The following is a 26,783-nucleotide window of genomic DNA, read 5'->3' as shown; positions in this document are numbered from 1 at the left end:
AACGCGTTCCAGATCGCGTTCGAGGGCCGCCTGAACCCGACCAACCACTGACCAATTCAACAATCCAGATCAGCCGTTAACTTGACACTCCCGATCCCGGATGCTCAGCCGGCGAGCGGGCCGTTCGTGCCGGGTCCTACCGACCGCGTGACGCTGACCATGCACGGGAATTGGGCGATCCCATGGCCGGTCTTCCGCCGCTTTGTCGATGCAATCCAAGCATCCGGCGACATCGTGGATGCATGAGCAGCCGACGGGAGTTGTGTTCCAGCCATCCCTGGGGGCAAACAGGGGGTCACGGGAGCGAACAGCCGCGTACAGCCACGAACGCTTGTGAACCTCGAACCGTTGCGGCGCAAGGGGTTTGGGCACGTCCAGCCCGGACATCATGGCGTTCACACCGAAGAGGTCACTGGTTCGATCCCAGTATCGCCCACCGCCGAGGGGCGGAGTCTACTCAAGGGACTCCACCCCTTTTCGTTGTGCCCGGCGGTGGATTCCTCCCGCTCGCTTCGCCCGCTCAAGAATCGACGGTCAGATCGTGGGGCAGGGATTCGAGATCGCCCTCCGTTTTCCATTCCTGCGCGTCGGCGGGTCGACCCTGCCCCTGCCCGCACGTGCTCTGCGAAGCGGCGGCGATCAGCCGGTGCGCAGGTCGCGGACCACTCGCCGGTAGATCGGCTCCAGCTCGCCGTCGGTCGCCGAGGTGTCGACCTCCAGCGCCGGGACGCCGGCCGCGTCCGCCAGGAGCGCCGCGCGCCGGGCCAGCGACGGCGGGTACGCCGCCGGATCGTCGTCCACAAGGGACGGCTGCGCGGCCCGGATCTGCGCGACGAGCGCCGGCCAGCCCGCCACGACCGGGCCGACCGGCCCGCGGCGCAGTGCCGCCGCGTCCGCGCCCGCGTGGTCGCCGGCCCGGGCATCGCGGCGCAGTACGGTGGCGATCGACGGGGCCAGGGCCCGGATCGCGAGCACGTCACGGACGGCCGCGGAGCCGGCCAGCCTGGCCCCGGCGGCGTCGGCGGCGTGCAGGGCACGCACCGCGGCGGGGCGCTGTAGCGCGACATACGCCCGGCGCAGCAGCCCAACCACGCCGCGTACCACCCAGACCACCGGAAACAGCAGCAGCTCCGCGACCCACACCGGGGACACCGTCCCGGTCACCTGACTGCCCATCCGGGTCGGAGCGGCCGCCACGAGTGTCGGGTCCTGCAGGGCGCGCAGCGACTCGTCCCGCTGCGGCTCCAGCAGCGCCTCCAGCTCGCCGAGGCTGCGGTCCACCCAGCCGGTGACCGGTGCGCGGTCCGGGTCGCCGGTGCCGTTGCGGGCCAGCTCCATGGCAAGCAGGGCGATGCGCTGGTGCCCGTCGAGGACGGCCCACAGCGGGGCGCCGATCCTGAGGTACCGGCGCCGGAGAACGCCGTCGAAGCCGCTGGCGGCGTCCAGGCGGTCGTCGACCGCCACGACCCGCGGGCGCGTGAGGCCGAGCGCGGCGCTGACCCGGCCGGCCAGGTCGTGCAATGCGGGCGCCTCGGCCCGGGACAGCCGGGTGGCCTCGCGCGGCAGCGCCGGCGGGCGGGGCAGCGTCAGCGCGCCGAGCGCCAGCAGCACCACTCCCGGCAGCAGCCCCACGCTCGGGAAGTGCCGAGCGCACAGCCAGACGCCCAGCGCGAGGCAGCCCAGCGAAGCGAGCTGCACCGCGGCCGCGACGACGAACGCGAGGCACCGCCTCATCATGCTGCACACATTATCGCTGTCGATGAATGCCGACAGTCTCAGGTTCGCACCGCAGGGCCCGCGCTGACCTGCGTCGATCTTTCCGCCTGACTCTTCGCGCTCCTTGCCGAGTTGCCCGAGTACCGCGCCGCCACGATTGCTTGGCCCGATCGGGAGGACGCCTCGACGATGGCAACGGGGATTCGACTCTTGGCATATACCGCGCGACGGTATATGTTCTCCACATGGAATCAATGAGCGAGCAGTCGTTCCTGATCCTGGTCGCGCTCGCCGACCAGCCCCGGCACGGATACGGGTTGGTGACGGAGGTCGCGGCGCTGTCCGGCGATCGCGTGCGGCTGCGGGCCAGCACGCTGTACGCGGCGCTGGACCGGCTCTCCACGCGGGGGCTCGTCGCGCCGGAGCGCGACGAGGTGGAGAACGGCCGGTTGCGCCGCTACTACCGGCTCACCGACGCCGGCGCGGCGGCCGTCGAGGAGGAGACGGCACGGATGGCGGCGCAGGCCAAGGCGGCCCGCCAGCGGCTGGCCCAGCGTTCCGGCCACGCCCCACGGCTGGGGACCGCCGGATGAGCGCCCGGTTCAGCCGGGACCGCGACGGCGCGACCGGAGACGACCGGATGGGCCCGCTCAAGCGCCGATACCGTGCGCTCATCCGCATACTGCCGGCCGACCATCGGGCGGCGCGCGGCGAGGAGCTGCTCGGCCTGCTGCTCGACCTCGACGAGGGCCGCGAGCGGCCCAGCCTGCGCCAGGCGGCCGGCGTCGTCGGCCTCGGGCTGCGACTCCGCCTCGCCGCGACGGCGACCCTGGTGCTCGCCGCGCTGCTGATCGCCCTGAGCACCGGGATGGCCGCGCTGTGGATCGGCTCCGTTTTCGGCTCGGCGGTGGCACCGTCCCCGCGCCCGGCCTGGCAACTGGTCGCCCTGACCGCCGTGCCCGCGGCGGTGGCGCTCGCCGCCGCGGCAACCTGGGCGACCGGCCAGCGACGGACCACGCTGTGGCTGCTGGTCGCCCAGCCCCTGGCGGCGTTCGCCGCCGCCCGGTTCGAGGCGCTGACCGTACCGATGATCGCGGGGCCGGCCGTGCTCGCGTTCGCGGCCTGGCTGCTGCCGGTCCCCCGGCCACGCCGGGCGCTGCTGCTGACGATGCCCCTCGCCGCGCTGCTGTGGTCGGCGGAGTCCGCGTGGGGCCGGCACAGCCTCGCGTACCCGCTGCTCGACACCCCCGCCGCGCCGGCCCTCGCGGGCGCCGGGGCCGGGCTCGGCCTGCTCGCCGCGCTGCTCATGGCGCGCCGGACGGGCTGGTTCGCCAGGGCCGCCGCCGGGTTGGCGGGCGCGGTGGCCGGCGCGTCCGTCCCGACGCTTGCGCTGAGCCTCATCTCCGGCGAGCCCAGCTGGACGCTCGCGGTCACCGCCGCCGTCACCGCCGTTGCGGCCGCAGCCGGCCGGGCACCAGCCGGCCAAACGAACCACGTACTGAGAACGGCCCGCTAGGCGCCACAGCGCCCGCCCCCAGCCGAGCCGGCGCACAGGCCGGGACGGGGACCGGGGGCCACGCCGCGCCGGGCGGGGTGCCCCAGGCGCCCGGGTTCGCCGCCGGGGTCGGGGGTCGGCGTCGCCGATCATCGACGTGGCGGGAGACGACGGGCACGCGGCCCGGAGTGGCGCGGTCGGGGCAGTGGGTACTCCTCGCGGAGGTTGATCCTGTATCTCGCACCAACGGCGGAGAGTCGAGCAGGAAAGACGGCCGTGACACCTTGATCACAGGTGTCACGGCCGCATTCGCGAACCCGTTATCAGGACGCGAATTTCACCGTAATGTCTCCGTTGCTCGTGGTCAGGTCGAGCCGGTGGTCGCCCGTCGGGTCGTTGGGCGTGGCGATGCTTTTGTCCCCTCGGTTCGTCTGCGCGGACCCTGGTACCGCCCGGCCGGGACGGTGAGGGTGATGTGCCCGTTGGACGTCTTCGCCTGGATATCCTGCGATGTGGTCGGAGTGAGTTCGATGGCACCGTTGGAGGTCTCCGCCCGGATGCGTCCACCGGCCAGTCCTCGTCCGCCGATCCGGCCGTTGGTGGTCCGCACGTCAACCGAGCCGGTGACTTCATCCAGAACGATGCGCCCGGAACCGGTCGACACGCTTACCTCGCCTACGTGGGACAGGCTGATGGCACCTGTCGAGGTCTCGCCGCTCACCGGGAGGCCCGCAGGCAGGTCGATGCTGTAGCTCACCGAGCAGTGGCGACCACATCCACCGAGGACCAGGACGCCGTTCTCGACCTTATGGGTGGCACCGTGGGGACGATCGCCCCGATACTCGACTTTTCGGTGCATCGACACCTCATCGGCGCCCTCTTTGCCACGCAGTTCGACGCCGCCGGAACTATTGTCCAGCCGTACGGACGTGATCGCGCCCTGCAACGCGCTGTCATCTTCGAAGGTCTTCGCTGGCATGGATCCGCACGCGCCAAGTCCGCCGACAACGATACCGGCAATGGCGACGACCTTGAGGATGTGGAGTTGCCGACGCATGAATGTCCCCGTATCCGACGAAATTCCCGGCCCCGACACATTTATCGGTAACGTTCGGCAAAGCTATCGCACGGGCAAGGGCGCAACCATGGGGTAAACCCCAGTATCCGGCGTATGGGCCGCCTTACTGCCGCCCCTGTTGCCCCGGTGAGCAGGTACAGCCAGTTCCGCTACTCAGCGTAGATAAGCCTCAGGTCGTGGGCGCGACGTCGGTGGCGGCCGCGGGCCGGGTCGGGCGCGCTCGTCGCGTTCGGGATGGGCACCCGGAGCAGCCGCCCTCCCTGTAGTTGCAGGGAACCGTGGTGCTTGTTGGACGAGCCGCCACCTCGCCCCAGTAATGGCGCGGCCTCCGAAACGGGGGCCTCCTGCTGCGCCGCCGGGCGAACCTACCGGCCACGTCGCCGACGACGACCGGCCGATTCGAAGACTACGCACTGGCCATCGGCGACCTGGTCGCCGTCTTCGGCGGCGTGACACAGCTCGACGGCATGAACGGCGGTTGCGTCCACGGACCGGCGTGGTACGTGCATCGCCTCGCGGCTCGCCTGTGCGCGGGCTACGTCGCGGCCCCGAGGACCACGCTGGCCCAGCTCCTCGCGGACGCGATCGACGGCGTACGCGGTGACCACGGTGGCAGTTGCGACCTGGCCCATCCTGGCACTCCAGCGGCCACCGTCTGCGCGCTGCAGGTACACGATGCCGAGGCCGAGTATCTCGTCCTTGCTGACAGCCCGATGGTGTTGGAGACCGGACCGAGCTGACGATGGTTCGGATGATCATGGACCGGCCATCCATGAATTGACCATGAAGATCTTGTCGCCCGGGTTCTGTTGTACCCGCTGAGTAAGCTTGGGGCACCCTGGTTCGCCCAAGTGAGATGGACGGGAAGGTGGCTCATGCGTAGTTCCTGGCCGACGATGGTGGGATATGGCCGCGAGTCCGCTTAAGAATCGTGCGCCTAGGGAAGCACCATCTCCCTCTCCGGACCGAAATGATGGACTCAGTGCAATTGCTTTTTATAGCGCTTGGATTGTCAACGCGGATACGAAGATTGGATTCCTCGCTACTGGTGTCACGGTAATTGGTGCGGCGGAATTTGGAAAATTGAACCACTTCGTCAATTCTCACCCGTTCTCCGGGGTTCGAAGCGAGGTGGGAGGCACGCTCCTTATTGCCTCGCTAGTAGGTGTAACGCTTGCAGCGCTCAGTCTCGTCTGTGCACTCACTCCACGCACCGCGTCACCGCCAATGTCGACGCGATATGCGTTTCCCGACCTAATCCGACACGACTTCGGGTACTTGCCAACGTTGGATGCTGTTGCGCAGCGCGAGGAGGCTTGGGTACAGGCCCGCGCCCTGGCCGAGATAGCGACAAAAAAGCTGCGGTATTTCAAATTTGGACTTTACGCCTTCAGCGGATCGGCGCCGCTATTGGGTGTTTCTGCCGTACTGATCAAATAGCTGTGATCTTGTCCGGCAACCACTACTGCATGATCGACGCAGTGGCGGTAACCAGTCATCACCTTTGCTGAAGCAGGGCGGCGACCTCGTCGGGTCCTGGAAGCGCCGATCCCGTGCCGCTGCGCAGGGTCGCCGCCGCCCCGAAGCCGTTGGCGAGCGCGAGAGTCTCGGTGAAGGGCAGGCTGCGCAGTAGCCCCACGGTCAAGGCGGCGACGAAGGCGTCCCCGGCGCCGGACGTGTCGACCGGGGCGACGTCCACGCCCGCCGCCTGTACAACACCGTCCGGGCCGACACCGACACAACCCGCGGAACCCAGCGTGACAACCACCGTCCGCCGCGGGACCGCCAGCCGCTCGGCTGCCTCGCGCGGGTTGGACGCGCCGCACAGCCGGTACGCCTCGTCGGCCCCGACAACCAGCACGTCGATGCATGGCAGCAGGCGCATTACCTCGTTACGGACCTCGTCGGGAAGGTCGGTGGGTAGGTCGAGTACGACCATGGCACCTGCCTCACTGGCGAGGTCCATCAGCTGCCTCGCCTGCTCTGAGCGCGCGGCGCCGAACAGCGAGTACCCGGAGACTACTAGCACCGCAGCAGGTCCGGGCAGCGTCGTCCAGGCGTCGTCCGGACCGGGCCGCGCGCTGGCGCCACGGTGCCCGATGATGGTCCGTTCACCCGGGCCGGACACGAGGATGACGGTGAGATGCGTCGGCAGTTCCTCGTCCCGGGACACTCCCGTGACATCGACCCGTTCCCGCCGCAGCAGGGCGAGCGCTTGGTCGCCCCAATGGTCCTGACCGAGGTTAGCCACGAGCACGGGGCGGCCACCCAGCCGGGCAAGGATCAGCGCGATGTTGACACCGCACCCGCCGACGGTCACCATGCGTTCGTCGACAAAGGCGTCGCCGCCCTCTTGCGGGAAGGCCGTCAGGTGCAGGACGACGTCGACAGCAACGTCGCCCAGGACCCATATCACGCCCGGCGGAGTCTCGCCGCTCAGCGGTCGATACCGCATCTGGGCCGGCAGCGCCCGAGCAGGAAGCGGGGGAACTCCCAGGCGATCGGGTACTGCCCCTCGATTCCCTCGTCCGGATAGGGCTCCGTGATCTCCTCGACCACTAGGCCGGCTGCGGTAAACGCGTTGAAGTACCCGTACAGCGGACGATGGGTGTGGGTCGTTGTGACGGGATTGTCTGGATTGAGCGAAGTGCGGAACGGCGCCTCGATCCAGATCTCACGGTCGTAACGGAACCACGGTGCCTTCTCGTACTTCCAGTAGCGGGGCCAGAAACACGGGTGCGGGACCGCGAACACGAACGCGCCATTCGCGTCCAGCATCTGTGCGCAGGCGTTCAGCACAGACGGCAACGAGCTGACGTTCTGCAGCAACATGTTCGCAATGACGAGGTCAAACGACTGCCGTTCCACCTCCGTCGCGAACCCCTCGACGGTCTGCTGGCGGAATTGCAGGTTTGCCACTCCGGACCGCTTATGGTCGGCGATGTCGATACTCGACGGGCTAGGGTCGATGCCGACGATTTGGCATTCCGGATGATCGCGGGCAAGCTCAGACGCGAATTTTCCAGTTCCGCACCCGGCGTCGAGGATCCGGTGGCCCGGCATCAACCACTTGGCGCTCAACTGCAGAAGTGCTGGTATCAGGATGTAGCTGTAGCTCAGGTCACGACCTTCGACGATCAGCTGATCACGATCCGCCGCCACTCGATCCCATTCGGCCGCCAATTCGTCGCTGGTACGCGGCTCGACTCTGCGCGGACGGAGTCGATTGCTAGTCATGGCGGCCGCCTCGGTCGCCGGGCGAAATGAGGCGATGCGCGGCATCCCAATCTCTTTCGTAGATGTGCGCCGAGATGATGTGCAGGGTCAATGGACCGGCTGGGACACCCAGCTTGTCGGAGATGTCGATCTGCAACCGATGCAACGCCATGGCATTGCCCGGTTGACTGGCGAAGACGTTCTGGCTGCGGAACACCGCGTTGAGGTGCAGACTGCCATGCCGCACCTTGCAGTCTACGAGCGAGATGCAGCTCAGGACCTCATCTCCAGGAATGTGGAACCCAATCGTCGCGGACTTGGTCTCGGGCCGTAGTCTAAGCCGGTCGATCAGCCACTCGACCTGATCGACTCCGGCGTGTTCGCGAAAGAGCCTGCCGTAGCTCATCGGGTACATCGGCAGCGGGGTCATTGACTCATACTTGTCGATCATCAGCGCGATCCGGGCGGCGTCGGCGCCCGCCCGCACGAGGCTCTCGGTGTCACAGGTCCAAGCCGACACGCTGACATTCAGCGACTCACGCAGGGCGACCCCGTCGTCATGGACCACCTGCCCGCTGGTGAGCACCTGCCGCACGCATCGCAGCCAGGCGCCGGCGAAATCCGGAAACGTCCCGACATTGGTCGACAACACGACGTCCGGCGGCATGTCAAGCACTCGCCTCCCAATAACGGCGCACCACGGTACGAATCCCCTCGAACTCCGGAACGCGCCGCGACCAGTCGAACCCGCTCGACGGCTCGCCCGTAGGCGGTTCGTCACGTGTCTGGTGAATGAGATGACCGACCAGCCGGGTGTGGTAAGACGCGAAGAACCGCCAGATCGGCAAGGCACGTAGCTCCATGACCAACTCCCCACCGAATCGGCCAGGATGCGGGACCTCCGACAGCACGCTGAGGTGGTCGAGGAGGTGCCCGAAGTAGTAGACACTGAGGCGGTCACGCCGGTTCGTCACCTCGAGGTGCGGCAACCCGCCGGTGGTGCCGGCCAAGTGCAGCAGGCTCACCCGCTCCTCGAACGCCTCGTAAGCGGCGTCGGCCTCGGTGATCCCCGTGCCGCGACGGATCGCCTCCATCAGGATCTGCCGCGAGAAGGAGTTGTGGTTGGCCAGTTGATTGACGTGGTCCTGCAGCCGCCCGACCGTCGCCGGATCGGCCACCACCCGGCTCAGCGTGCCGTCCGCGGCCTGATGGCTGAGGTCAAGCAACTGCCGAAGCGTGAGCCCGAGTTGACTGACGATACTCGCGGCGAAGTGTTCGCAGATGGTCACCAACTCGGTCGGGCGCAGGTCCTGCCGGACCGCCCGGTTGAACGCGTCCGAACCGGAGAACCCGCGGATGAGGGCATACGGGCTCACCCCGAGCAGCGCCTCGGCCCGCTCGATGGCGTCGCCCTCCACCTGCTCCAGCGACGCCACGTCGTTCTGTCCGAGTTCGGATTTTCCGTACTGTTGGATCTTGAAATCGATGTAGCCGCGGAAATGCGTGCGCGGATTCTGCGTGTTCTCTCCCAGGAGGAACAACAGGTCGCCTGCGGCCACGCACGGCAGCAACTCCTGGACGGTCTTGGCGACCTGTGCCGACCGGTACGGGTCCGCGCAGTGAATGACCGCCTTGTCCGCCAGCAGGAGCGCCGCCTCCAGATGTTGGACCACGGGCGCCTCGGGGAACCGGCGTCGATAGAGGGCCGCATTGTGGATGTCGGTGATCGCGACGTAGAGCGTCGTCGGCGGCAGATCGCGCAGGGTCATAACCCGGGGAGGTGCCTGCTGCCCTGCCGGAACCGGTCGAGCGGTGGGCAGGTCGGCCCGGGCCGGCGACGCGAGCGCGTATGCGGAATCGAGCCAGACTACGGTCGTGGTCTCTTTCACCGCGATCTTGACCGGGGCGAAGCTTTCCGGTTCGAGCGAGCCGTACCCAGGACGAATGATCTTGTCGTAGAAGTCGTCGGAGACCACGACGACCACATCGCGTTTGGTCGCTTTGAGCGCATCGCGGATCACGTCATTGTCGATGATCCGGAAGGCGTGATTCAACTGTTCTCCGGAGTGCCCCTGAGCGTCAACAGTGACCTCACCGTGGTGCACGCCGATACGAAGCCGCAGGGCGGCGGCGGAGTTTGCGGCGCGGTTGTGGTGACGCACACCCGTTTCGAGCGCCGGCATGAAATCCTGCAAGATCGAGGTCTTCGGCAGATCGGAGCGGAAGAGCAGCCACTTGCCGTCACCGGTGTCGCCCTCCGCGCTGAGCGCTTCGGAGTGCGCCATGCGTTTGATTGCCATCCGGATCAAGGAGTCGAGATCTCGGCGAAGCCCGGCCCGGATCGGATCCGTGCGCGTCGGTGAGCCGAAACCTTCCATGTCGACGGTGACGATGGAGTGGTGCTGTGGTTCCCAGACTGCATTCGTCACAGGCGCTCCCCTGCTGCGGCCGCCGTCGCTTAACGCCATGCGACACGTTCGACAGTACGTGGCTAACTCCCGCCAGGGAATAGCCGAGAGGCTCAGGCCGCGCCCACCCGGCAGTCAACCCCGTATCCGGCGACCGAATAGATCAACGCCAGTTTGATCGTGCGGTACTCTATCCTGCCTGGCAACCATCAGCTTGCGGCTCGCCCTCGGCGCCGCACCGCCGCGACCGTCACATCTGACCCCTGAACAGCGACGACGCGGTTCTTAGGCAAACTCCTGCAGTCGGTGCGCGCCGGCACATCCGACCATCCACACGTGCGGGAGAGGCTGCGCCGAGCAACTGGGCGGCTGGAGTTCTAGTTCCGCTGCGTGGTCCGGCCGCTTGCCCGAGACTGTTCTGGCTGTCCGTCCTCCAGAGTTGGGCACGCATTGGGCACAGACGTCCGCTGAGGGCCGGTCAGCGCCGGCTATAGCCGTACACAACGGTGAAGCCCTGGACAGGGTTCTCGCTGCTCCAGGGCTTCGTTTGTCCTGCTAGACCGCCTTCTGGCGGGTGGTGCCCCGGTAGGATTCGAACCTGCGCCCCCGCCCCCGGAGGGCGAGCAGCCTTTGATCTGCCGTGGTGCTGTGAGCTGCGCGGACGTACAGGCCGAGCGCCGCCCGGCAGGAACTTCGGCGCCTAATTCGGCGTGGCGCTGGAATGGGGGCGAGCCGGAACTCGGTGCGGGTCAGCGCTGCGTACGTCATGACGAGACCGGCCGCGGGCTGGCTGATGGGGGCAACTCCGTCGAGTAAGCCTCCAAATCCCAGGAAGTGATGGTGTCCGCCCGGTCGATGACCACGGGGTAGGGACCGAGGTCCTGGTGGCCGACCGCACGCTCATCGGGCGGAAAAAGACTCTTCGAGAATTCCCATCTTTCGATGCATGGCCATCGCTCGTCTTGGCTGAAGCTCTGTCCGCTCACGTGCACCGCGAGCTCGCCGGAGCCCGTGCATCGTCCTCGGAGCCGGACCAGCCACCCTTCGGGTATCGCGACTTCGATGTGTGGGGAACCGTACACCTTCGAACTCCAGGCGCCGACCAGCCGCTCGAAGGAGTCGGGGGTCTGGTCCGGCATCGATCTGTAGTCCGGCGCGGACGGGCTCGTCGGGCCGGTGCAAGCGGCCAGCCCAACGAGCGCGGCAAGGGCCGCCAACATCGCTGATACGAAAGACCGCGAGACGACCTGCTGATGCATGGAAATAGGTTACGGTCGTCTGGCAAAGAAGAAGCCCGGTCAGCTTGCGGCCGTCGATGGTCCGCGGCTTCTGGACCTCGGTCCGTCGGGCTACACACCGCAGCTCCCGCGGACACCGGTCGCTTCGCTCCCTGCCAGCTCCGCGTGTAGTTGCGCTCCTTGCCTCCGGCGGGGCCTCCAGCCGGGGGCGGGTGAACTTAGCCCCTGGATTCGGTACGGCGACCGCAGTAGGCGATCTCTTCGCCGGCGCGCATCGCCAGGTCCATCGAGATGCGCCAGGTCTCGTAACCGTCTCCGCGGGGGACTGGCTTGTGGCAGAAGCTCAAAAAACACTCGTAGAAGGATGGGGCGTCGGGTGACTCAGCCGCCTCCCGCAGGTTGGCGCAAAGCTGGGCACTCACCGGATCACTCCCAAGGGCGAACATCGAGGATGCCTGAAGTACGAGGTTGCATACCGGGCTTGGGTCAACGGGATGCTGGATACGGCCCCACGTCAGGAAGTAGCGGGACCCTCCGTCGGCGAGGCGAACCTCGATTGCTACCACATCATCCACGGCCACATTCTCGCTCCTGCTGAGGATCGGGAGCGGTCCGCCGTTGGCCGGCGACGTTCGTTGGTGGAGCATCCTCTGCATGCAACCAGAAAACGGCCCCGATCAGCCGAGTTCCCCCTCCGCACCGCGCGTCAAGCTCGCCGGGAAGGTCCTGCTGTGCCTCGCCTTGGGCATCCCGGTGGCGCTGTTCGTCATCCTCTGCTGCATCGGCTGTATGTTCCGCCTCACCGATCACGAGTACTGGAATCCGCCGGCCACTCCGTAGCCGAGCCGTCCGCAGATAACCAGTGGACGAACACCACCTCCACCGGCGTCACGGCCGCCCGGCGTTGCCGGCGGCGACGAGCAGCATCCGGCAGGCATCGCGGTCCTGGGGCAGACCGACCTCGGCGAAGTACGGCATGGTGTACTTCGCCCGTTCGCCCCAATTGTGGTCGTCGTTGACCAGCCGACGCAGGAACTCCCGCTGGTTGCCGGTGAGTGGCCGGTCCTGCCACCCGGGCGGGAACGCCACCCGCAGCAGCGGCCCCCACCCGGCCTCGGTCGACTCCGCCGCCGGCGCGGCAACCACGAAGGCACCGGGCACGAGTTCATCGAAGCTGCCCGCCCGCGCCCCGGCGACCTTGGCGAACTTCATGTGCAGCCGCAACCGTTGTTGCAGCGACGACCCCGGATGCAGCCACCTGTCGTTGTCCGGGGTGTACCGCAACGCCTCCTCCAGCGCCGCGACCGCACGGGCGTCACCGGCCGTTGACGCCGACAGCGCCGCACACGCCCGCGCCACCAACGATGGGTGGCCCAGCAGCGACACCGTGTCCGCACCCAGCTCTGCGAGGGCGTACGCCGCCGCACCCGACACGCTCACCACACCGTCACCGCGCCCGGCGACCGAAAGCAGCCGCTGCACCGCCGCCGCAACCTGTTCGGCCGCCGCGCCGTCCGCCGCGGCGCCGCGAACCTCCGGCTGCAGCAGCTGCGCGAACCGGGTCACCGCGAACATCGCCGCGTGCGCGACCCGCACCTCCGGGTCGTCGACGTACGGCAGCAGATCGCCGAGCATCTCCCCGGCCAGCGCCCGCACCCCGAGCCGCTCCGGCGCCTCGTACCCGGCGATCAGATCCGGCCCGGGCAGATCCTCGGCGCCGGCCGCAACGGCCGCCGCCTTCGCCCGCAGCTCCTCGTCCGTGCCACCCCACGCCGGCGCCTTCGCCGCGGTACCCAGCAGCTCCAGCAGCTTAGCCCGCAGTGGCAGCTCCGGATCCCACGAGTCGTACACCCAGACCCCGGCGGAGCGCGGATCGGCCAGCACCGCCACGACCACCGGGACCAGCAGCACGGTCGCCGGACGGATGTCGGCGTACTCGAAGCCAGCCGTCTCGAGGAAGCTGACCGCGTCCAAACGCCGGCCGAAATCGGCGTGCCAGAGATCACGCACCATCTCCGGCACGTCGGCCATCGGCCCGGTGTGGCCGCCTGGCCAGCCACCCTCGACATCCCACCAATCGACGGCGGCAAGCAACGCCTCGATACGGTCCAACCCGGCGCTCCTGTCCGTAGCTCACCGCGTGTGTGACGGGTTCCGGCGCGATACACGCGGGTTCCGCGGGCCGGTCGCGGGGCGAACCGCGGCTAACGGTAGACAATGAGCGTGCCGGATCAGTCTCCCATTCCCTCGCCCGCCGGCCTGGCCCGCGTCCGGCGCCCGCCCGCGCCGCCGCAGCCGTCGCGGGACAGGCGGCTCGCCGAGATCGAGAAGGAACGCGCACGGTTGGCCCTTCGGTCCCTGGTCACCGACCCCGCGACGGACTTCACCGCTCTGGACGCCGACGAGTTCTTCGCGGCGCTGCGGTGTGCCTGCCAGGACGGCGTGGTCAATGCGGCGTTGATGGCTGAGGTCAGGCGTCGTCTCGCTGAGGGCACCGCGGCGTCACGCGACCTGCATCAGGTGCTCTTCTCGGCTGGTCACGACGGCGGGTGGAGCGACGTTCGGCGCGCGGCGATGGCTGTCGTTGCCCGGCAGCCCCATCTCGCGGTGGAGGTCGTCAATCTGGAGATCCAACGCCTCGGCGTGGCGCCGATGCGCGTGATCGAATCGGCCGGCGAGGGGGGCTTCACCGCACGGGCGTCGCTCGACCGCGACGGTGTGACCGCAGAGGGGCAGCCCTGCTTCGACACCAGCAAGAAACGCGCGAGCCAACGGGCGGTGGTGTCGTTGCTTGCCCTGCTGGTCGAGGTCCCCGCCCCGGCAGCGACCGGGTCAGAAGGGGCCTCCGGGCCGGGATCGGCGCACGTGCCGGTCGCGCCGGCGATGAGTCCCGCTGATCTGGAGGCATGGCTCGAGTACGTGGTCGGCCGGCCGCAGCCCGACCCCGAGTTGGCCGACCAGCTGGCGTCGGGACGCCTGACGACACGCTCGCTGTACCTGCTGCTCTTCGAGGCCCCGCCGCAGGGATGGGTCCGCCACCGCGGCAGAGCCTGGGATTCCCTCGTCGCCGCCACCTCGCAGGCACCGGGGGTCCTGTCGATGCACACCCAGGCTCGCTCCTGGCCGCCGGCCGTCTACGTGGAGCTGAGCGAAAACGTCGCGCTCGCCTACGTGACGACACCTGACGGGCCGGTCGTCGGCGAACCTGCCGTCGCCGCAGGGGTCCGGGCGGCCCGCGCGTCAGCCGCACTTGCCCTGGTCAGGGACCTCGCACCGCCCGTCGAAGGAGACGATGGGCCGGGAGGGCCTGCGCCCGGGGGCAATCCGGTCGGCCTGCTCAACGAACGCGCCCAGATCGGCGTCATCGCGGACTTGACCTACACGCAGGACGCGACGGGGCCCGCCCACCGGCCGATGTTCACCTGTACCGCCAGCTGCGTGCACGCCACGGACCGCTACGTCAGCTCCGCCGAGGCGACGAGCAAGCACGCGGCGAAGGCGGCTGCCGCCGCGGAGCTTCTGGAGCAGGTTCTCTGCGCGGAACGAGCACACCTGGCCCGTCTTGCCCGGGCTCGCCGCGAGCAGGCCCGAAGCCCCGAGGGCATCTTCACCCGACTGCTGCGAGCCGGCTGCCCCGTGGACTTCACCGGCTGGAGCTTCCGGATCGGCGGCGATCTCCCGGAGCCCTTGGCGGGATACGGACTCCCTGTCCTGTCCGCCCTGCCGATCCTGGTCACGCTCGACGGTCAGGTTCACCCATCGGCGCGGACCTGGGCGTCAGCCGCGAAGGCAGCGCTGGAGGCGGTCGCTGCCCGGCGCGTCTACCCGGCCCTGGACGCCGACGGGCGGGACTGTTGGCGGCTCGCCCTGAACGTCCCGCAGGATCCTGCTCTCGCGCGCTTCCTCGACACGGTCGCGGAGATGCTGCTGCGGCCTCCGGGGGCGCGCCTGGTGGTCGGGGACCTGCCGTACGCGGGACGCGCGCGGCCGCTCGACCCGGACGCAGCTGACTGGGCCGACCGCGCTGCCGATGCCGCCGAAGGGACCGCCGCCGCGCCCTTGGTGATCCGGCTGCGCCCACCCGACCGCGACGGTCTGCCGCTGCGCGCGCAGTTGCGCGCAGCCGGAGCAGGCAGGGTTCTCCAGTCAGGCGGGGACACATCCGGTGAGAGCCGCGCGGAGGAACGGCTGGTGCGCAGGGCCTGCCGGCAGTGGCCGCCCCTGGAGCGCATCTGGCGTGACGGGACGCTGGGCGGCGCCGAGGCCGCCGAGCTCCTGGGCCCGGCGGGGCAACGGCTGGCGGCGCTCGGGGTCACCGCGGAGTGGCCGGCCGACCTGGTCACGGCCAGCGGTCTGGGGAGGCAGATCATCGTCGCGTCCCAGGCCCCGGGCGGCTCGGGCACCTTCTCCCTGGCCGGCGAGGCGGATTTGACCTGGCAGCTCAGCCTTGACGGGGACCCGTTGACAGATGAGGAGATCGGGGCGGCCGCCGAAGCGGTCGCGGGTGTCATCCGGATCCGCGGACGCTGGGTCGTCATCGACGCCGAGACGCGGCGGATCGCGGGCAATCGCGGCGCCGGCCGGCTCACCGGGGCGCAGGCACTGGGCGCGGCGCTCACCGGCCAGGTGATCGTCGGTGGACGGGACGTTGCCTGCTCCGCGACCGGGCGTCTGGCCGATCTCATGGCCACCCTGCGCGCGGCCGGTTCCAGCACGCACGACAGCCTCGCGGTGCCGGACGGGCTGCATGCGACCTTGCGCCAGTACCAGCGTGTTGCCGTGCAATGGCTGGTGCGAACGACGTCTGCGGGGTTCGGGGCGCTGCTCGCCGACGACATGGGCCTCGGGAAGACCCTCACGGTGATCGCCTACCGGCTGTCCCGGGAGAACGCCGGGCAATCGCTCGTCGTCTGCCCGGCGTCGCTGGTCGTCAACTGGGAACAGGAGCTCGCGCGGTTCGCGCCCGGCGTCAAGGTCCGGCGCTACCACGCAGCCGGCCGATCCCTCGACGGCCTGGAGCCCGGCGAGGTCGTCGTCACCACCTACGGAACGCTGCTGCGTGACGCCGGGGTCCTCGCCGACGTGCCGTGGGACCTGGTCGTGGCCGACGAGGCGCAGCAGATCAAGAACCACCGCTCGCAGGCTGCCCGCGCACTGCGGCTGTTGCGCCCGGCGGCGCGGGTCGCGGTGACGGGAACCCCGGTCGAGAACTCCTTGACGGAGCTGTGGGCAATCCTGGACTGGACGAACCCTGGGCTGTTCGGTTCCCTGACCGCGTTCCGCGAACGGTTCGGCCGCGCCGCCGAGCGGGAAGCGGCCGACGCTGTCGCCGATCGTGACGCGGCGCGCCTGCTCGGCCGGCTCATCGCCCCGTTCGTCATGCGCCGCCGCAAGACCGACCCGGCCGTCGTCCCCGAATTGCCCGACAAGGTGATCAACGACCGCTACGTGGAGCTCACCCGCGAGCAGGCCGCGCTCTACCAGGCGGCCACAGCGGAGGCTCTGGAGCGGATCGCGGCCAGCGACGGCCTGCGACGGCGCGGCCAGGTGTTGCGTCTGCTGCAGTCGCTGCGGCAGATCTGCAACTCGCCCGCGCACTACCTGCGCGAGTCCCCGAACGACTGGGATGCCGCCAGGCAGGCCACCCGGTCCGGCAAGCTCCAGGTCCTCGAAGAGCTGATGGAATCGGTCACCCTCACCGAGGACGCCGCACTGATCTTCACCGGGTACGTGTCCATGGGACACCTCATCCGCGCCCACCTCGCTGCCCGCGGCATCCAGGCGGAGTTTCTCCACGGCGGCGTGCCGGCCACGACCAGGCAGAAGATTGTCGATCGGTTCCAGTCCGGTGACGGCAACGCGCTCATCCTGTCGGTCCGTGCGGCCGGGACCGGGTTGAACCTGACGCGAGCCGGGCACGTCATCCATTTCGACCGGCCGTGGAATCCGGCCGTCGAAGACCAGGCCACCGACCGGGCGCACCGTATCGGTCAGCACCGCCTCGTCGAAGTTCACCACCTGATCGCCGAGGCCACGATCGAAGACCGGATCGCCGGGCTCCTCATCCGCAAGCGGCACCTGACCGAAGCGGTCCTGCCCGATGAGCCGGTGGCCCTGACCGAACTTTCCGACGGCGAACTGTCCGCGCTGGTGAGCCTCGGCACAGACCTGAGCACGGGAGGCGCAGCGTGAGCGTGAGTCAACCCACGCACCCGGATCCGCGGGCCTGGGAAGGCTGGGAGACGCCACCGGGTGTTCCCGGCAAGGGGCTCTTGGACCTGCTCGCCGCAGACGCGGCAGGACGGGCCACCGCCATGCTCGCGGGCAGCACCACGCTCACGGAGGACCCGCTGATCGACGCGGTACGGCTGCTCGCATCCGTCTCGGGAACCCCGTACACCACGCGGGTGACACAGCTGACCGGCATCCCCGAGGATGACCTACGGCGACTCACCCTCGCGTACCGGCACGGCGGCACCGCCGGCGTGTCCGCAGCGCGCGAAGCGACACCGTGCGGCCCCGAAGAGTTGTCCGCCGCGGTGGACGAGGTCCGCGGACGACGGACATTCGCCGTTGGCGAGCTGTCCGTCGACGCGGGAACGATCACAGACGCCGGGGCGGGGGTACGGCTGCGGCTGGGACCGGACGGGCGGTGGTATCCCTTCACGCATGCGCGCGAGCAGTGGTGGCCCGCGGGCGGCGCCAGTGCCTCCGCCGGCGCCGCCTACCAGGCAGCAGTGCGTGCGAGGTCACTGCGCCGCGCGAACGGCTGACCTCGCTCCGAGATTGCGGCACCAACCGGGGCGGTTGTGAAGCTGTTGCATTGTGACAATGCATGGGTCAGAGTGGGGCATGCTCTCGTTCGTCTGGGCGCACCTGCGGGGGCGGGCGGCGCGGTCGCTCGCGTTGCTCGTCGGGGTGCTCATCGCGACCACCGGGTTCACCGTGCTGACCGGCACCACGAGCACATCGCAGCTGCGGGTCACCGGGACGGTCGACAAGACCACGAACGCCGCCTACGACATCCTGGTGCGGCCGCGGGGCGCGCGCACCGCTCTGGAGAACGAGCGCGCCCTGGTCCGGCCGAACTACCTGTCCGGCCTCTTCGGCGGCCTCACGATGCAGCAGTACGAGCAGGTGAAGGCCGTCCCCGGCATCGACGTCGCGGCGCCCATCGCGATGATCGGATATGGCAATGCGTTCCTCCCCCTGGAGTTCGACCTCACCTGCCGCTGGAGACGTACGAGCCGCCCGGCGTGACCGGCGCCGACCGCCGCAGCCGCGACCTGCTCGCCGGCCAGACGCTCGGCCCGGGCGCGAACCCGGCCGGATACGTCGCGACGCCGCCGCTGCTGCTCACCACGCTGAGCGTGGCGAACGACATGCTCCGCGGCACCAGGGCAACCGACTCCATCAGGGCACCGATCAGCGCGATCCGGGTCCGGGTCGCCGGCGCGCGGGACTACTCGAAGACTGCGCAGGAGCGGGTGCGGATCGTCGCCGAGGAGATCGCCACGCGCACCGGGCTGGACGTCGACATCACCTACGGCTCCTCGCCCGCCCCGCAGACCGTCGACCTGGCACCCGGCTCGTACGGGCGGCCCGACCTGCTGGTGTCCGAGGGCTGGTCGAAGAAGGGCGTGGCGACAGCGATCATCACCTCCGTGGACCGCAAGAGCCTCGTGCTGTTCGTCCTGGTCCTGGTGGTCTGCGCGCTGTTCCTGGCCAACGCCGTCACCGCCGCCGTGCGCGACCGAAGATCCGAGCTCGCCGTCCTCGCCTGCCTGGGATGGCCCGCGCGACGCATCGCCGCCTCGATCCTCGGCGAGGTGACGGCCCTGGGGCTGGCCGCGGGGGTGGCGTCGCTCGCGCTCGCCGCGCCCCTGGGTGGCCTGCTCGACATCGGCATCGTCTGGTATCAGGCGCTGCTCGCGGTGCCGATCGCGATCGGCCTGTCGCTCGTCGCCGGTGCGCTGCCCGCGCTGCGGGCGGCCGGTGCACACCCGGCTGACGGGCTGCGTCCGGCCGTCGCGCCCGTGCGCCGGGCCGCCAGCCCCCGGACCGTGGTGGGCCTCGGCCTGGTCAACCTGGCCCGGGTGCCCCGGCGTACGGTTCTCGGCGCCGTGTCGCTCGCGATCGGCATCGCGGCGCTGACCGTCCTCGTCGCGATCACGGTCTCCTTCCGGGGTGAGCTCGTCGGCACCCGCCTCGGCGACGCCGTGTCCCTGCGGGTGCGCAGCGTCGACACGGTCGCGGTGGCCGCCACCGTGCTGCTCGGCGCCCTGGCCGTCGGCGACGTGCTGTACCTCAACATCCGTGACCGTGCGGCCGAGTTGGCGACGCTGCGGGCGAGCGGGTGGAGTGACGGCATGCTGGCCCGTCTCGTCGCCGCCGAGGGTTTCGGCATCGGGATTCTCGGCGGTACCGCGGGAGCGGGCGCGGGCCTGGCGGGAGCGTCCTGGCTGGTCGGCTCGGTCGCCGCCGGCCTGCTCACGGTCGCGGCGCTCGCCGCCGTCGTGGGTGCGCTGGTGGCCACCGCCGCCGCACTGGTGCCGGCGGCCCTGCTGCGCCGGCTGCCGACCGCCCAGCTGCTCTCCGAGGAATGACAAGGCCCTCAGACCTGCAGGCAGCGGTCCGCTCGGCGAACCTGCTGTCCGCCGACACGCGCGCCTGGACCGCTAGGACCGGTGCGCGTCGAGGTTTGCGGCCTGCTGGGACTCCGGGGGCGGTGGCGGTGTCGCGACGTGCGAGGGCGGAGCGGTGTGTGGGCGGCCGATCGGGAACAGCGCCGGCCGGCGTTTCGCGGCGAGGTCCTCGACCCAGCCGAGCGCAGCGACGACCAGGGCGATCAGGACCAGCGCCACGGCGAAGTAGCCGAACTGGCCCGCACGCCAGGCCTGCAGCCGGTCGCCGATCGTGAAGCACACGGCGATGGCGACGTTGTGCCACAGGTACACGGTGACGGTCCGGGCGTTGAGCAGCGTGACGAAAGCGTCCAGCGGGCGGGCGCGCCGCAGCCAGGACATCGCCGGGGCGGCGCGGAGGACCAGCAGGACGACGCCCAGGGAGTACAGCGCCTGGGCCGGCGGGATGCTGTTGAGGTCGGTGGCGCCCGTGTCCCCGTGGTGGATCAGCGCCCAGGCCGCCCCCGCCGCGATGCACGCGACGGCGGCCGTGAGCAGCACCGGCAGGCGCATGCGGCGCAGGGCACCGGTGCGGTGCGCGAAGCCGGTGCACCAGCATGCACCGTAGGTGGCGACGTGGAGCATCACGGCGGCGGCGGAACCGTTCAGCGCGAAGGGGTCCAGCTGCGTCACGCCGAGTGACGGGCCGAGCTTGAGGAGCGCGAGCAGGGCCAGCGGCACCAGCACGGTCAGGAACGGCTGGCGGCGGAACAGCCACCACGCCGCCGGGGACAGCAGGACCAGCCAGAGGTACGTCACGAGGTACCACAGCACCACCGTCACGTTGGCGGCCCACGCGTTGCCGGGCGGCTGGGCCAGCGGCACCACCCAGAAGACCAGGGCGCCGAGGTCGCGGCCGTTGTCGTCGGCCGCGGTCCAGCCGTGCCAGAACATGGCCGGTACCACAATCAGGCCCATCGCCCACAGCGCCGGCAGCAGCCGCCGGATCCGGCTGCGGACCGCGCGGGCGGCGGAACGCTGGATCGACGCCGCCATGAGCGAGCCACCCAACGCGAACATCACGCCCATTGCCGGGAACGCCCAGCTCAGCCACGGGATGGCGAACATGTGGTACGTCACGACCCGGACGACGGCAATCGCGCGCAGCGCGTCGAGGTAGCGGTCGCGGCCCGTTGTCTGCGTCATGCGGGCATCATGGCGGCGCTCGGCGGCTGACCAGGGCGGTTTCGCCAGCGGCTGCCCCATCGCTCACCCCGCCGGGATGGCTCCCCGGGGCCAGGGCCGGCACGGCCGGCACAGCCGGCGGCGTCAAGCCCGGCCTGGAACCGGCTCAGACCCCGATGAGCTCGATTTCCATGCCCTGGTCGCGGAGTGCGGTGACGACGGCCGGATCGGCATGGTTTCCGGTGATGAGCAGGTGAATGTCGTTGAGCAGGCAGACCGGTGCCAGCTCCACATTGCCCAGTTTGGACGAGTCCGCGACGAGGATCCGGCGGGCGGCGGCCTGGATCATGCGACTCTTCATTTCGGCTTCTTGCAGATTGAGGCTGGTCACGCCGGCCTTCGGGTGGATGCCGTGGGCGCCGAGGAAGATCGTGTCAGCATGGATGCGCTCGAGCATCGGCGCTCCGAGCGGGTCGACGAGGGAGTGTTTGGCCGGGCGCAGCGTGCCGCCGGTCACCAGCACGGAGAAGCGCGGGATGGCGGGCTCCAACTCGAGCGCCGTGCGCAGCCCGTTGGTGAAGACGACCACGTCGGTCAGGGTGGCGCGGGCGGCCAGTTCCCGGGCGACGAAGGTGGCGGTAGTGCCGGCGTCGATGATGATGCTTTCGCCGTTGCTGACGAGCTGAGCCGCCGCTTTCGCGATGAGGGTCTTCTCCAGGGCCGCGCTGCCGAGAGACACCTCGAAGGAGGGTTCCACGGACTGCGGAGGTCGTGCCAGCATCGCGCCGCCGCGCACGCGACGGATCGCGCGTTGTTCGCCCAGTGCGTCGAGGTCGGCGCGGATCGTGACACTGGACACCCCGAATTGCTCCGCCAGATCGGTGACCCGCACGAACTCGTGCTCGGCGAGCAGGGAGATGATCCTTTCTCGGCGCACGTCGGCTGACACGGTCTCGGGAAGCGCGGTCACGCGACAATCCTGTCATCGGTGACGTCGGTCAATGAGGGCAGGAGGGCGGCGTGGGCGCCGATGAGTTCGTCGCACATGGCGGCGATCTCGGGCAGCGTCAGGGTGGCTGCCGTACTCGGGTCGAGCATGGCGGCCTGGTGAATCGTGCTGCGCCGCGGGTTGAGGGCCGCGGCAACGGTCAGCTCGGCGACGTTGAGGAAGGTGCGGTTGAGCGCGGCCAGTTGGACCGGCAGGTCGCCGATGCGTTGTGGGTGGATGCCGTCGGCGTCGACAGTGGCGGGGACCTCGACGCAGGCCTCAGCGGGCAGGTTGGTGATGAGACCGCGGTTGGGAACGCTGACGTACACCGTGCGGGATCTGTCCGTGATCAACGAGTGAATGATCTCGGATGCCATCTCGAAATGCTTCCATCGCGCGGTGACCGGCTCGCCCGCGGCGAGCATTCTGCGAACGCGTTCGTAGTCGTCGAGGTGCTTGCCCCGGCGCCGGAAGTACTCGTCGACCGGTAGGCCGAGCCGGGCGACCTCCCTGTCGTGGCGCAGGAACCAGGGCAGGTATTCGGCGGCGTGTTCGCTGGATTCGGTGGGGAAGAAGCCGAACCGGCGGTACAGCTCGACGCGGACGTGGCCGCGAAGTTCCGGGTCGGCGGCGATGGCCTCGTCGAGGTCGGGGTAGAGCGAGCGTCCGTCGGCTTCGAAGGTGAGTACGAAAGCCTGGTGGTTGACCCCGGCGGTGTGGAAGGTGATCTCGGCGAGTTCCCGGCCCACGAGGTCGGCGAGCATGGAGTGCGTGTCGCGTACCGAGTGGCAGATGCCGACGACACGCAGGTCGGGCACGGCGGCGTAGGTCGACCAGCACAGGATGGCCATGGGATCGCAGTAGGACAGCAGCCACGCCTGCGGGCAGAGCTCGGCCATGTCCCGGGCTATGCCGATGAGCACCGGCGCGGTGCGGAGGCCTCGGAAGATACCGCCGATGCCCAGGGTGTCGCCGATGGTCTGGCGAATCCCGTAGCGGCGGGGGATCTCGAAGTCGCGGACCGCCGCGTCGAGGCCACCGACCTCGATCTGGCAGATGACGTAGTCGGCGTCGGCGAGCGCCGCGCGGCGGTCGGCGTGGGCGTCGATGGTCGCGGCTGCGCAGGTTTCGGAGTCGATGCGCCGGACGATCGCCTCGGCGGTGGCCAGCCGCATCGGGTCGATGTCATGCAGCGCGATGTGCAGGCTGCCGGCCAGTTCGGCGGCGCCGAACAGGTCGGAGATGATCTTCCGGGTGAGTTCGATGTTGCCGGCGCCGATGACTGCAACCTTTGCCATTCGAAACCTCCTTGGCCGGCGAGGTTACCATTTCGGCACAGTTGCGAAACCCGCCGGCCACGGCGGACGTCAAGCCACCACGTCCACGCGCAGTCCACGGTCGCGAAGATCGGAGACGACGGCCGGGTCCGCGGAAGCGCCGGTGATCAGCAGGTCGACGTCGGTGATCGCGGCGACCTTCGCCAGCTGAACCTGGCCGACCTTGGAGCCGTCGGCGACCACGACGCGCCGGGTGGCCGAGCGCAGCATCCGCTGCTTCATCTCCGCCTCGGGCAGGTTGATGTTGGTGATGCCGGCGATCGGGTGCACACCGTTGCAGCCGAGGAACACCGTGTCGGCGTTGAGCCGGTCGAGGACGTGTCTGGCCATGGGGTCGACCAGGGAGTGCTGCAGCCGGCGCAGGGTGCCGCCGGTGAGCACGACGGTCACCCGTGGAATCGCGTCCTCCAGCTCCATGGCGATGTGCAGGCCGTTGGTCAGGACCACCACCTCGCTGAGGTCGGCGCGGGCCGCCAGCGCCCGGGCGATGAACGTCGTGGTGGTGCCGACGTCGAGCGTGACGCTCTCCCCGTTTCCGATCATGGCGGCGGCCGCCTCGCCGATGAGGGTCTTCTCGATCGCGGAGGTGGCGAGCGCTTCCTCGAACGAGGGCTCCGAGCGCATCCGCGACCCCAGGGCCATCGCTCCCCCACGGACCCGCCGGATGGCGTTACGCTCCTCCAGCACGTCGAGATCGGCACGCACCGTCACGTCCGAGATGCCGAAGGCCGCGCCGAGATCGGCGACCCGGACAAACTCGCGGTCGAGCACCAGGGCAAGCATCCGCTCGCGGCGGACCTCTGCCGGTAACGGCTCAACACTGTCTGCCATGCCGCAATCTTGCGAAATCTTTCGTTCTCTTGTCAAGAGCAAAGCGCTTTGGCGCATTTCAGCAGCGTGAAGCTTGTTTCCAAATCAAAACCACGGTGGGGCACCGGCTGCGTCCGGTACCCCACCGTGGCCGCTCAGTTCACTCGAAGAAGATGTGGTCGATGGTGACGGTGCTGTTGCCGCCGAACCAGAAGCCCATCGCCAGCTGCGAGGGCGAGTTGCGGTTGATGCCGTTGGCGGCCATCGGGATGCGGATGTCCTGGTAGCTCGTGGTGATCACCGGATGCGCGCCGCCGTCGAGGGTGAAGTCGGCGAACAGCTTCGTCGAGCCGCCCAGACCCAGGTTGAAGTGGGTCTGCTCGCCGCCTGCGGCGCCCTTGATCCGGATGACGAGATAGGTCCTGGCGGTCAGGTCCACGCCGACGTCGGAGCCGAACCAGCCGCAGTTGTTGTACCGCAGGCTCAGCGCCCCATCGGCGACGACGCCGGATCCGCCGCCGTCGAGGAAGCAGTTCGCGCCCGTCCACTTGCCCAGATCGTTCAGGTAGGACGACGGGTAGGGCGGATTGCCGTCGAAGTCGTCCAGGACCAGGCCGCCCGGCGTCGAGCTGGTGGACACCGTGACGACGTTGCTGGCCGCGGACCGGTTGCCGGCGGCGTCGACGGCTTTGACGGTGTAGCTGTAGGCGGTGCCGGGGCTCAGACCGGTGTCGGTGAACGTGGTGCCGGTCGGCGAGCCGGCCAGGGTGGCGCCGCGGAACACCTCGTAGCCCACGACGCCGACGTTGTCGGTCGCGGCCGTCCACGACAGCGACACGGTCGTGCCGGTCACGCCGGTCGAGGACAGCGTCGGGGTGCTCGGCGGTGTCGTGTCCGCGCCGGCGGAGACGGTCAGCGTCACCGTGTTGGACGGCCCGGACACGTTGCCGGCCGCGTCGCGGGCGCGCACCTGGTAGGAGTGGGTGCCCGGCGCGACGCCGGTGTCGGTGAACGAGGTCGCCGTGACGGTGCCGGCAAGGGCGGCGTCGCGGTACACCTGGTAGCCGGTCACGCCGACGTTGTCGGTGGCGCCGCTCCACGTCAGCGAGACGGTGCTGCCGTTGACCGACCCGGACAGGGTCGGCGCGGTCGGCGGGGTGCAGTCGCCGGTGCAGTTGCCGACCGTGACCGCGCTGGACAGGACGTTGTAGCCCTTCGCCGCGTCCCAGGTGCCGGTGTTGGCCAGCCGGACGGAGTACTCCGGCCGAGCCTGCAGTCCAGCGCTCGGGTCCGGCAGCCACAGGGCCAGCTTGTAGGTCCCGGCGGCCGCGCCTGCGGGCACGGTGACGGTCTGGGCCGGGATCGTGCCGGCCCCGGACAGCCAGGTGCGCGGGTCAACCGCCGTCAGCGGCAGGTTGTAGCGCTGCGTGCCGTTGTCCAGCACCAGGTAGACGGGCCGGGACTTGATCATGCCGGACCAGCCGTCGTTGCTCAGGTTCGCCGAGAACGTCAGGCTGCCGCCCGGGGACACCGTCGTGGGGAAGGTGGCGTCGGTCAGCCGCAACCGGTACCCCATCTTGCGCTTGATCCGCGTGAAGCAGGTCTCCGCCGGGTCGTTGCCCGACGCGGCGAGGTTCGCGGCCTTCCACTTGTCGGTGTTGACCGCCGCGTAGTCCTCGTTGATCTCGGTGAAGTGGAGCTTCTGCATCTCGGTCTGGGCGTTGACGCACGCGGCGTCGTTGTAGCCGTCCGAGCCGCAGGTCTCCCCGCCGACCATCTTGTTCAGGCCGGTGGAGGTGGCCATGTCGTACATCCACTGCTTCTTCTGCTCGATGTAGTACCAGCCCATCCACGACGGGTTGTCGTAGGTGCCCTGGTCGTTGTAGTCGGCGAGGAAACAGTCGTTGTGGAAGCCGATGCGGTCCTTCTGGGCCTGGGTCATCGTGCAGCCCCCGGGCACGACGCAGGACGTCGGATCGACGATCTCTTTGATGTAGATGGGGTAGCGCATCACCAGCGGCATCGTGGCGGGCGTCGTGTCGAGAATCTTCTTCACGATCCGGTAGCGGGTGGGTGCCTCGTCCGCGGCGGACGGGTTGGTGTATCCGCCCGTGTGCCATTCGCCCCACGCGCCCAGGTAGCCCGTCTCCAGGTGTAGTACCACGTCGGCGTTGGCACTGATCACGGCGTTGAGCTGACCGATGTGGGCCAGGATCTGGGCCTCGTCCACGGTGACGTAGCCGTCCCACGTGTACGCCGGGCGCAGCACGATCTTCAGGCCGGCGGTGCGCACCGCGGCGAGGCCCGAGGCGAGGTTGTCCAGCAACGCCTGCGGGAGCGGCTGGGTCTTGTACTTGTCCAGGTGCACGTAGCTGTGCACGAGGGTGTCGCCGTGCGCCTTCGCCCGGGCGAAGGTGCGGTCGAGCAGGTCGGGATTGAAGCCGGGGATGGCGGCGGCGTTGACGTAGTCGTTGACCGCCGGATCGTTGATGATCTCGTAGCGGTTGTGGAAGCCACGCTCGGGATTGGCGAACGCGGTGGCGAAGTCGGCGGAATAGCTGACCGTCGCGGCCTGCGCGGGCGCGGCGCCGATGGCGGCGGCGCCCACCCCCACCGTCAGCAGGCCGGCGACGAGCAGGGCGGCTCGTCGCAAGGGGCGGATGAACACGGCAACCTCCTGGTATGCGG

At 69.4% G+C, this 26,783-nt stretch carries 22 protein-coding genes; 8 read left to right on the top strand and 14 right to left on the bottom strand.

Features of this window, described 5'->3' with window-relative positions; all coding sequences use genetic code 11:
- Positions 1-639: 639 nt before the first annotated feature.
- A complete protein-coding gene (locus ACGFI8_RS31070; protein ID WP_392810333.1) occupies positions 640-1,737 on the bottom strand; it encodes a M48 family metallopeptidase in 1,098 nt (365 codons plus the stop codon).
- A gap of 224 nt (positions 1,738-1,961) precedes the next feature.
- Here ACGFI8_RS31070 and ACGFI8_RS31065 point away from each other — a divergent pair, with 224 nt between their 5' ends.
- Together ACGFI8_RS31065 and ACGFI8_RS31060 are read left to right on the top strand one after the other, a co-directional pair.
- Positions 1,962-2,309, top strand: a complete 348-nt coding sequence (locus ACGFI8_RS31065) for a PadR family transcriptional regulator (RefSeq protein WP_392810332.1) — start codon at positions 1,962-1,964, stop codon at positions 2,307-2,309.
- Complete coding sequence (locus ACGFI8_RS31060) at positions 2,306-3,232, top strand: hypothetical protein (RefSeq protein ID WP_392810331.1); 927 nt, start codon at positions 2,306-2,308, stop codon at positions 3,230-3,232. Before ACGFI8_RS31065 ends, ACGFI8_RS31060 begins: the two co-directional genes overlap by 4 nt.
- A gap of 343 nt (positions 3,233-3,575) precedes the next feature.
- Here the strand turns inward: ACGFI8_RS31060 and ACGFI8_RS31055 are convergent, their stop codons facing one another.
- On the bottom strand, positions 3,576-4,268 hold the full coding sequence (locus ACGFI8_RS31055; protein ID WP_392810330.1) for a hypothetical protein: 693 nt from the start codon (positions 4,266-4,268) through the stop codon (positions 3,576-3,578).
- 470 nt (positions 4,269-4,738) lie between these two features.
- Here ACGFI8_RS31055 and ACGFI8_RS31050 point away from each other — a divergent pair, with 470 nt between their 5' ends.
- Entirely contained in the window at positions 4,739-5,029 is a 291-nt protein-coding gene (locus tag ACGFI8_RS31050) for a hypothetical protein (RefSeq protein ID WP_392810329.1), read from the top strand.
- 758 nt (positions 5,030-5,787) lie between these two features.
- On the opposite strand, the gene ACGFI8_RS31045 is transcribed toward ACGFI8_RS31050, so the two are convergent.
- The 6 genes from ACGFI8_RS31045 to ACGFI8_RS31020 form a co-directional block, all read right to left on the bottom strand.
- Positions 5,788-6,705, bottom strand: a complete 918-nt coding sequence (locus tag ACGFI8_RS31045; protein WP_392810328.1) for a carbohydrate kinase family protein — start codon at positions 6,703-6,705, stop codon at positions 5,788-5,790.
- Positions 6,706-6,725: 20 nt separating this feature from the next.
- Entirely contained in the window at positions 6,726-7,571 is an 846-nt protein-coding gene (locus ACGFI8_RS31040; RefSeq protein WP_392810327.1) for a class I SAM-dependent methyltransferase, read from the bottom strand.
- Positions 7,519-8,172: a thymidylate synthase gene (locus ACGFI8_RS31035; protein ID WP_392810326.1), complete on the bottom strand. Its 654-nt coding sequence runs from the start codon at positions 8,170-8,172 to the stop codon at positions 7,519-7,521. The genes ACGFI8_RS31040 and ACGFI8_RS31035 overlap by 53 nt, the downstream gene beginning before the upstream one ends.
- Before the next feature lies 1 nt (position 8,173).
- Positions 8,174-9,934 carry a hypothetical protein gene (locus tag ACGFI8_RS31030; protein ID WP_392810325.1) on the bottom strand — a complete coding sequence of 587 codons (1,761 nt, stop codon included), beginning with the start codon at positions 9,932-9,934 and terminating at the stop codon, positions 8,174-8,176.
- Positions 9,935-10,677: 743 nt separating this feature from the next.
- Positions 10,678-11,172 (bottom strand): hypothetical protein, encoded by a 495-nt coding sequence (locus tag ACGFI8_RS31025; RefSeq protein ID WP_392810324.1) that lies wholly within the window; start codon positions 11,170-11,172, stop codon positions 10,678-10,680.
- Between the two features lie 197 nt (positions 11,173-11,369).
- Positions 11,370-11,726 (bottom strand): hypothetical protein, encoded by a 357-nt coding sequence (locus tag ACGFI8_RS31020; RefSeq protein WP_392810323.1) that lies wholly within the window; start codon positions 11,724-11,726, stop codon positions 11,370-11,372.
- Positions 11,727-11,805: 79 nt separating this feature from the next.
- Here ACGFI8_RS31020 and ACGFI8_RS31015 point away from each other — a divergent pair, with 79 nt between their 5' ends.
- Entirely contained in the window at positions 11,806-11,991 is a 186-nt protein-coding gene (locus tag ACGFI8_RS31015) for a hypothetical protein (protein ID WP_392810322.1), read from the top strand.
- A gap of 48 nt (positions 11,992-12,039) precedes the next feature.
- Here the strand turns inward: ACGFI8_RS31015 and ACGFI8_RS31010 are convergent, their stop codons facing one another.
- Positions 12,040-13,263, bottom strand: coding sequence for a hypothetical protein (locus ACGFI8_RS31010; protein ID WP_392810321.1), 1,224 nt, complete (start codon positions 13,261-13,263; stop codon positions 12,040-12,042).
- A 105-nt stretch (positions 13,264-13,368) separates the two neighbouring features.
- On the opposite strand from ACGFI8_RS31010, the gene ACGFI8_RS31005 reads away from it, so the two are divergent.
- Genes ACGFI8_RS31005 through ACGFI8_RS30990 form a run of 4 tightly spaced genes read left to right on the top strand, consistent with a single transcriptional unit; the run spans position 13,369 to position 19,757 of the window.
- Positions 13,369-17,343, top strand: coding sequence for an SNF2-related protein (locus ACGFI8_RS31005; RefSeq protein WP_392810320.1), 3,975 nt, complete (start codon positions 13,369-13,371; stop codon positions 17,341-17,343).
- Positions 17,340-17,924 (top strand): hypothetical protein, encoded by a 585-nt coding sequence (locus tag ACGFI8_RS31000; RefSeq protein ID WP_392810318.1) that lies wholly within the window; start codon positions 17,340-17,342, stop codon positions 17,922-17,924. Before ACGFI8_RS31005 ends, ACGFI8_RS31000 begins: the two co-directional genes overlap by 4 nt.
- A gap of 58 nt (positions 17,925-17,982) precedes the next feature.
- Complete coding sequence (locus ACGFI8_RS30995) at positions 17,983-18,411, top strand: hypothetical protein (protein ID WP_392810317.1); 429 nt, start codon at positions 17,983-17,985, stop codon at positions 18,409-18,411.
- Entirely contained in the window at positions 18,408-19,757 is a 1,350-nt protein-coding gene (locus ACGFI8_RS30990; RefSeq protein ID WP_392810315.1) for an FtsX-like permease family protein, read from the top strand. Before ACGFI8_RS30995 ends, ACGFI8_RS30990 begins: the two co-directional genes overlap by 4 nt.
- A 72-nt stretch (positions 19,758-19,829) precedes the next feature.
- On the opposite strand, the gene ACGFI8_RS30985 is transcribed toward ACGFI8_RS30990, so the two are convergent.
- The 5 genes from ACGFI8_RS30985 to ACGFI8_RS30965 all read right to left on the bottom strand — a co-directional run bounded on the left by ACGFI8_RS30985 (position 19,830) and on the right by ACGFI8_RS30965 (position 26,763).
- Complete coding sequence (locus ACGFI8_RS30985; protein ID WP_392810314.1) at positions 19,830-20,981, bottom strand: acyltransferase; 1,152 nt, start codon at positions 20,979-20,981, stop codon at positions 19,830-19,832.
- Positions 20,982-21,126: 145 nt separating this feature from the next.
- Positions 21,127-21,930 (bottom strand): DeoR/GlpR family DNA-binding transcription regulator, encoded by an 804-nt coding sequence (locus ACGFI8_RS30980; protein WP_392810313.1) that lies wholly within the window; start codon positions 21,928-21,930, stop codon positions 21,127-21,129.
- Entirely contained in the window at positions 21,927-23,246 is a 1,320-nt protein-coding gene (gene melA / locus ACGFI8_RS30975) for an alpha-galactosidase (protein WP_392810312.1), read from the bottom strand. The genes ACGFI8_RS30980 and melA overlap by 4 nt, the downstream gene beginning before the upstream one ends.
- A gap of 69 nt (positions 23,247-23,315) precedes the next feature.
- On the bottom strand, positions 23,316-24,116 hold the full coding sequence (locus ACGFI8_RS30970; protein ID WP_392810310.1) for a DeoR/GlpR family DNA-binding transcription regulator: 801 nt from the start codon (positions 24,114-24,116) through the stop codon (positions 23,316-23,318).
- A gap of 139 nt (positions 24,117-24,255) precedes the next feature.
- Positions 24,256-26,763 (bottom strand): DUF4832 domain-containing protein, encoded by a 2,508-nt coding sequence (locus tag ACGFI8_RS30965; RefSeq protein WP_392810308.1) that lies wholly within the window; start codon positions 26,761-26,763, stop codon positions 24,256-24,258.
- Positions 26,764-26,783 lie beyond the last annotated feature (20 nt).

Origin of the sequence: Dactylosporangium sp. NPDC048998, from assembly GCF_043197855.1 — a bacterium.
In the GTDB taxonomy this organism is placed as follows: Bacteria; Actinomycetota; Actinomycetes; order Mycobacteriales; family Micromonosporaceae; genus Dactylosporangium.
The sequence above is the reverse complement of the archived record's forward strand: the minus strand, read 5'-3'. Positions and strand labels throughout refer to the sequence as shown.